The organism is Candidatus Methylacidithermus pantelleriae, assembly GCF_905250085.1.
In the GTDB taxonomy this organism is placed as follows: domain Bacteria; phylum Verrucomicrobiota; class Verrucomicrobiia; order Methylacidiphilales; family Methylacidiphilaceae; genus Methylacidithermus; species Methylacidithermus pantelleriae.
Map to the genome: position 1 here is coordinate 1 of NZ_CAJNOB010000048.1, position 5,786 is coordinate 5,786.

The window sequence follows — 5,786 nt, forward strand, 5'->3', positions numbered from 1 at the left end:
GATCGTGGTTGTTCAACGAGGCTTTTTTCGCGCCGGAGTCGAGCTGATCGAAGTCGACCCGGTCCACACGTCTGTGAACGGAGCGGTCAACCACGCGTGCCGTCATGGCATCGGTTCTTACCAGGTCACGGTCTTTTGCGCTTGTGCCCGGAGAGAATGGGGTCTCTCTAAAGGCCTATCCGTGGCAGAGACAGTCGTGGCTACTCGGATGGCGGTGATGTCGCCTTCGCCCTAGCCGGAAGGAACCGGACCAAACATCCATGGTCGTTTCTATCGCAGGTGCCCGGAAGAGACTCAAAGCGCCGCATCGGGCGCGCATGCCAGATCGAAGGGTAATCGGCTGGCTGTCGTCGCGCCTCTGTCCGAGAAAGCGGGGACATGGGCGCTACCTGGGCTCTGTCGGTGAAAGCCCGGCACGCGGATCATCGGCAGTGCTGTTGGGCCGGTGTCCCGGACGATCTTCCCTCGGAAGGGAAGGGTTATCTATCCCTGTTTAGGAAGGGCGTGAGCCGATGAGAAGGAATCCCCGTAGGGTTACAAGGAGTCCTGCGGGGGACCGCTTCCACAACCCCTTCTGGTTTTAACCGCGCAGAGCGTTTCGTGATCGCTCCACCCCCCTATTTTCGATTCGATTAGGAGGGACCGGGTAGAAAAAAAACTTCGGTGGGATGTAAGGAGAGAGATGGAGGCTTTCGGCAGGCACAGGATCCTTTCGGCACGCCAGGATCGAGGAGGTTGCTTTTGGATGAAGCCGATTTTTTCCTCCTCTCCCTCACAATCACTCAAGGGGAGAGGTCGAAGCAGAGGGGCGACGACTCACTACGGCCTTAAGCCCAACGCGCGTAGAGGAACCGATCGGCTCGGAGAAGGCGATTGGTCGACAGCTGGGCGAATGGAGTCTAACCAGTGCTCAAACTCGTGGCGAAAGTTTTCCGTAAAATGTAATGGGCCCGTACAGCGTAGAGCAACCCGCGTTTGGGCGTTCTCGACCACTGCACCCAAAAGACCCCAGTTTGTCCGAATCCGAGGCGGTACCCCCGGGGGTACCTCCTCATCGAGATAGGTCCCGCGGAGATAGACCTCGGTTACCAAAAGCGAAGGCAGAATGCGCGAGGAAATCTCACACTTTGGAGGTGTGTAAGCCGCGGGACTCAAAAGGCTTTGCCATTCTTGCAAGATGGCTTCCGTGGTAACCAAAAGGCTCTGGGGAACGGAATAAAGGACGAGCTCTCCTTTATGCTCAGCGTTTTGTATTCCAACGCGCCATTGAGCCAACCGGATGGGAGTGGCTGGTGGGACCGCTTCCCAGGAAGCCGGGATGACAAAGCGAAGCCCCGCTACGAAAAGTTCTGATGCTGGGGTTTGGTGAGGGATATCTCTGGCCAGGACTTGGTGGTTAGGGGAAGGCCAATAAAGAGCCAGTGTGACCAGTAGGAAGGTCCATCGAGTCAGGGATAAATTCATTCTTTCTGGCTTGCCTTGGGGAGAAGCGCACGGCTAAACTCGGCAGCCGTGCGTAGTATGATCCGAATCTTGTCTTTTGTCTTTCTTCTTCTTTTGGCCCTTTTCGTTGTCGGTTGTGCGGGTCCTGGTTTTTCTCGATGGGGTTATCATGTCCGGGTTGGGGCAACGCAGCGGGGATATGCAAGCTGGTACGGGGGGAGATTTCATGGCAAACCCACGGCAGACGGCGGGCGTTACAACCAGTGGGCTCATACCGCGGCGCATCGCCATCTTCCTTTTGGCACGGTGGTGAGGGTGCGGAACCTTCTCAATGGCAAACAGGCGGTTCTGCGGATTACCGATCGCGGCCCTTTTGTCAAGGGAAGGATTATCGATGTTTCCCTCGGTGCTGCTAGGGAACTGGGTATGGTCCATGCCGGCGTTGTTCCCGTCGAGGTACGAGTGTTACGCCTCCCGTCCCAATTATAATCGCTACGTTCACGGACCGGCGCTAGCCAACCCTGATAGGCAAAATTTCGGTGGATTTAAGTGCGTGAACGACAACCGGGAACGAGGTAGTCAAGGAGCTTAGCAAGAGTCTCCCGAAGCTCTTGTCTTGGCACAATCCGGTCCACTAGACCGTGATCCTTCAGAAATTCCGCGGTTTGAAAGCCCTTGGGCAATTCTTGCCCTGCGGCTTCCCGGATAACCCTGGTTCCTGCAAAGCCAATCATGGCCTGGGGTTCGGCCAAAAGAACGTCACCCAGGGAGGCAAAGCTCGCCAGCACCCCGGCCATCGTAGGATTGGTTAACACAGAGATGTACGGTAGACGCTTGCGGGAATAGCGTGCCAAAGCCCCTGCCGTTTTGGCCATCTGCATGAGGCTAAGAATGCCCTCATACATTCGCGCCCCACCAGATGCTGCCACAATCACCAAAGGAAGTTCTTCTCTGTCGGCTCGTTCGATCAGCCGGGTGATTTTCTCCCCTACAACCGATCCCATGCTTCCGCCCAAGAAGCCAAAATCCATCGAAGCGAAAGCTACCCTTTTCCCCTCGATCCTCCCAACGCCACAAATCACGGCCTCCTCTAGGCCTGTTGTTTTCCGGTAATAGGCCAGTCGTTCTTGATAGCTAGTAGCGGCATGAAACTGGAGCGGATCGCAGGAAAGCAGTCCTTTAGGATCTTCCACGAAGGATCCGGGATCGAGCAGTAAACCCACTCGTTCCCAAGCCGTCATCGGAAAATGATAACCGCACCGCTTACAGACCTTATGGTTTTCTATCAGCTCTTTGGTGTAGAGCAGCTCGCTGCAGCTTGGGCACTTGGTCCACAAACCAGCGGGGATATGGATTTTGCGAGAGTTTCTGCTCGGGGCTAGAGCTTCTTGAGGTTCAGGGTCTTTCATGGCTAATGGGCTGCCCAGGGAAGGTCTTTTTTGCCCGAAAACTTGTGCGAGATTCCGTTTCGGTTGGATCCTTGCGAGCGCTCGATTCTATTTCTCCTCCAAGATGGGCTGACTCTCTTTTCTTATGGATCGGACCTCTTCCACCTGCAAGACCCGAGTAGACCTTCACTCGGCGCGTCCAACCGCCAAAACCGCAATCCGTTCCGCGCCACCTTGTTGGAGAGCACGCGCGCATCCTTGCGCGGTCAATCCAGTCACTAGGACATCTGTAATGATTAGCAACGACTGGGCCTGGAGGTCAAAACCTCGTTTGACCCGAAACGCACAATCGTGATCCATTGCCCGTTCCGGCGCGGTAAGGGTTTTTTGCGAGCTGCCAGCTCGCACGGTGTACAAACAGTTTAACACAGGGATTCTCTGGCGCATCCCTAGCATGCGTGCAAGCTCTAGGCACGGGTTAAAGCCGAGCTCCCTGCGCCGAACCGGATGCAACGGTACTGGAACGAGAGCATCCCAGGGAAAGAACGCAGCAAAAAGCCGGAATCCTTCCTCGAGCCAATCTGCGAGCCTAGGAAGCCAAAAGCTCTCCCCGCGATGGCTCAAGCGATGGATCGCTTCCCACACGACTCCCTGAGCCCGGTAGGGCGCTCGTGCCCACAAAAATGCCCACGGTCCATGTTGTTGGCAATTCGGGCAAACCCTGGGGTTTTTGACTCCTTCCTTTCCACAAGAAGGACAAAGGGGGGATTGGAGAGCAAGAGGGTGAGCAACACGAACCGTGGGAAAAAAGAGTGCGCCTAGCTCTTCCGTATGCCTGCGGAACCAGGCTAGACGCTTTTCCCACTTTTCCAAAGCCAAAGGAGAAGCAAACAAATACCTAAGCCAAGGCACGTTCCCACCTCCAATGGGAGAACAAAACAAGCGGGCTTAGTGCTGCCAGCCATTTCTTCTCCCAGCCGGAGTGCAAAGACCCAGCCTGCGTGAAGGCCGCTCGAAAGCCAAAGGCGACCAGTTCGAAAAAGGGCAGCCGCCAGGACCAACCCCGCCAAGAAAAGGATCAAAGCGCGAGGTTCCCACCATGCACCGTCAAGGAGGGGCCCAAAGCACGCCGACCATGCTTGGAGAACGTCTCCTTCTTTGGGCCAGGGTGCTTTGCCTGGGTGCCCGATATAATGCGCCAGCGAAAAGAGGGTAGCTGAGCCGAAAAGACCCGAAGGCGTTCCTAGTGTGCGTTGGAGATTAGCCGCTATGACTCCACGAAAAAAAGACTCTTCCACCAGTGCAACACCCCACGCTTGGACACAAAGCGAAAGAATCCTTGCGACTGTTGGGATGTGGAGGGGAGAGGGGAGACCCGAGCTCCGAGCTTCAGCTAAAAGCGCCGCGACGAAGAGAATACCAAAGAAAAATCCGAACCCAACTTCACTTGCCCATCCCGGCTCAAGGGTGAAGAATTCTCCCGGCCAAGATCGCGCGCCCATTTTTTTCCGAAACAGGGGAAAAAGTCCCACAAGAGCCACAAGGATCAACCGGTGCAGGTACCGGTGGGGAGGTTGAGGGAACATGGGATGAAATGCGGCATAGACCCACGGCAAAGCCAGCACTCCCATTGCGACGCTAAGGCCTAGATAGGCAACGAGCGCTCCGAGCTCGCGGAGTCGCTGAGAGGTGGCGGCAGAGGTTGCTTCCATTGAGAGAGGGAGAAAAAGCTTTTCTTTTGCTTTTTTACCATAGGGCGTTAGGCCGACGCGAGGCCGGGCTTGGACAACGGTGCGATTGCGCGGCTGTACCGGTGGGAAAGGCGGCCTCATCTCCGGCGGCGGCCCAGCAAAAATCCTGGGTAGAAAAATTCCAGGGGGGTTGCCAAGAGCTAAACGAGACACACAGGGTTCTTCATCGCCGCATATCCAAATGAAGTTTGAGTGTGTGGGCCAAGCGGTAGGGGGTTGACTAGAAGACGGTTTGGCGGAGGCGGAAGGAGGGGCGTTTGCTTCTTCCGGCAGAATACTTACTAACTGGAACGGTCATTGTTCGTGCAGAGTCTCCACAACCCGATGGGGTGGCCCTCCACGCGCCGGTGTCCAGCGGCCACGAAAAAGCGGATTGAGAAGGGCAATTGGCTTGGGTTCTCCGAGTTTTTCTCTGGCAAACCGTTGTGGATCGGGAAGGTCCGTCAGTGAGGTCGGCTCCGGGATGAACGGCCATCGGAAGGGGGCTGATCGCGCCGCTCCGTGAGATCCCAAGGTTGGCGTCATCCTGGTCGAATCGTGCGACCGGCTGATGCACTTCGGCTTCGGGTACCGGAAAACGGTATTGGGCGCGCAGAGTCGATCGATCGTGGTGGTGGATCCGAATGAGATGACCGACGATATCGTGCGCGAGCTCAATGAGGAGATCGTTTCATCGTGTGCAGGTTTTACCGAGAAGAAATCCGCACAAGCAAGCGTGCCGAGAAGGCGCTCGGAAGCCATGGATGAGTAAGCTGCCAATTTTCACGTATGAGACACGTTTGAGCCTGATGCCGGAAGAGGTTTTGCTTCTCGATGGTGCCTATTGGGCGCTCTCCGGGCGAGCGGGAGCGGAGTTTTTTTGTGCCAGATCCGGGCTTTGTGTTTCGCTCAACGAGGGTAATTGATCGCTCCTAATCGCTCCTACTCCCGTTTGGCTTGGCCGCCCGAGAGTTCCAAGCCCTGCGGGTCTGACCTTGAAGGAACCATCGCGTTGATCGGAGAAAGGTGGCACAAGCTCATTGAGGAAGCTAAGGAGCGGGATCGGGAGAGTGGAAAGGGTGGTCAGTGAGCTCGAGGAAAAGATGCCGGGATCGAACGGTTTGCAACAAAAAAGCGCCGGCTGGCCATCCTCCTGACCAAGCTTGACGCGTTGCTGGCCGAAGAGAAAGTCCCGAGTGGGTGCGCCGCTCTTTCGGGTTTGCAC

Annotated in this window: 7 protein-coding genes and 1 pseudogene; 4 read left to right on the top strand and 4 right to left on the bottom strand. The window is 56.3% G+C overall.

Annotated elements, in window-relative coordinates; translation table 11 throughout:
* Positions 1-235: pseudogene (locus KK925_RS09090) on the top strand (hypothetical protein); the annotation flags it as partial.
* 584 nt (positions 236-819) lie between these two features.
* Here KK925_RS09090 and KK925_RS09095 read toward each other — a convergent pair.
* Positions 820-1,464, bottom strand: a complete 645-nt coding sequence (locus KK925_RS09095) for a hypothetical protein (RefSeq protein ID WP_174583535.1) — start codon at positions 1,462-1,464, stop codon at positions 820-822.
* Between the two features lie 57 nt (positions 1,465-1,521).
* On the opposite strand from KK925_RS09095, the gene KK925_RS09100 reads away from it, so the two are divergent.
* A complete protein-coding gene (locus KK925_RS09100; protein WP_174583536.1) occupies positions 1,522-1,932 on the top strand; it encodes a septal ring lytic transglycosylase RlpA family protein in 411 nt (136 codons plus the stop codon).
* Between the two features lie 56 nt (positions 1,933-1,988).
* Here KK925_RS09100 and accD read toward each other — a convergent pair whose 3' ends face one another.
* From accD to KK925_RS09115, 3 genes are all read right to left on the bottom strand, one after another.
* Complete coding sequence (accD, locus tag KK925_RS09105; RefSeq protein ID WP_174583537.1) at positions 1,989-2,852, bottom strand: acetyl-CoA carboxylase, carboxyltransferase subunit beta; 864 nt, start codon at positions 2,850-2,852, stop codon at positions 1,989-1,991.
* A 165-nt stretch (positions 2,853-3,017) separates the two neighbouring features.
* On the bottom strand, positions 3,018-3,704 hold the full coding sequence (locus KK925_RS09110; RefSeq protein ID WP_174583538.1) for a ComF family protein: 687 nt from the start codon (positions 3,702-3,704) through the stop codon (positions 3,018-3,020).
* Entirely contained in the window at positions 3,680-4,543 is an 864-nt protein-coding gene (locus KK925_RS09115) for a CPBP family intramembrane glutamic endopeptidase (protein ID WP_214096457.1), read from the bottom strand. Before KK925_RS09115 ends, KK925_RS09110 begins: the two co-directional genes overlap by 25 nt.
* A 589-nt stretch (positions 4,544-5,132) precedes the next feature.
* Between KK925_RS09115 and KK925_RS09120 the strand changes: the two genes are divergently transcribed.
* Both KK925_RS09120 and KK925_RS09125 read left to right on the top strand, forming a co-directional pair.
* Positions 5,133-5,333: a hypothetical protein gene (locus KK925_RS09120; protein ID WP_214096458.1), complete on the top strand. Its 201-nt coding sequence runs from the start codon at positions 5,133-5,135 to the stop codon at positions 5,331-5,333.
* Complete coding sequence (locus KK925_RS09125; protein ID WP_174583540.1) at positions 5,326-5,487, top strand: hypothetical protein; 162 nt, start codon at positions 5,326-5,328, stop codon at positions 5,485-5,487. The genes KK925_RS09120 and KK925_RS09125 overlap by 8 nt, the downstream gene beginning before the upstream one ends.
* Positions 5,488-5,786: the final 299 nt, after the last annotated feature.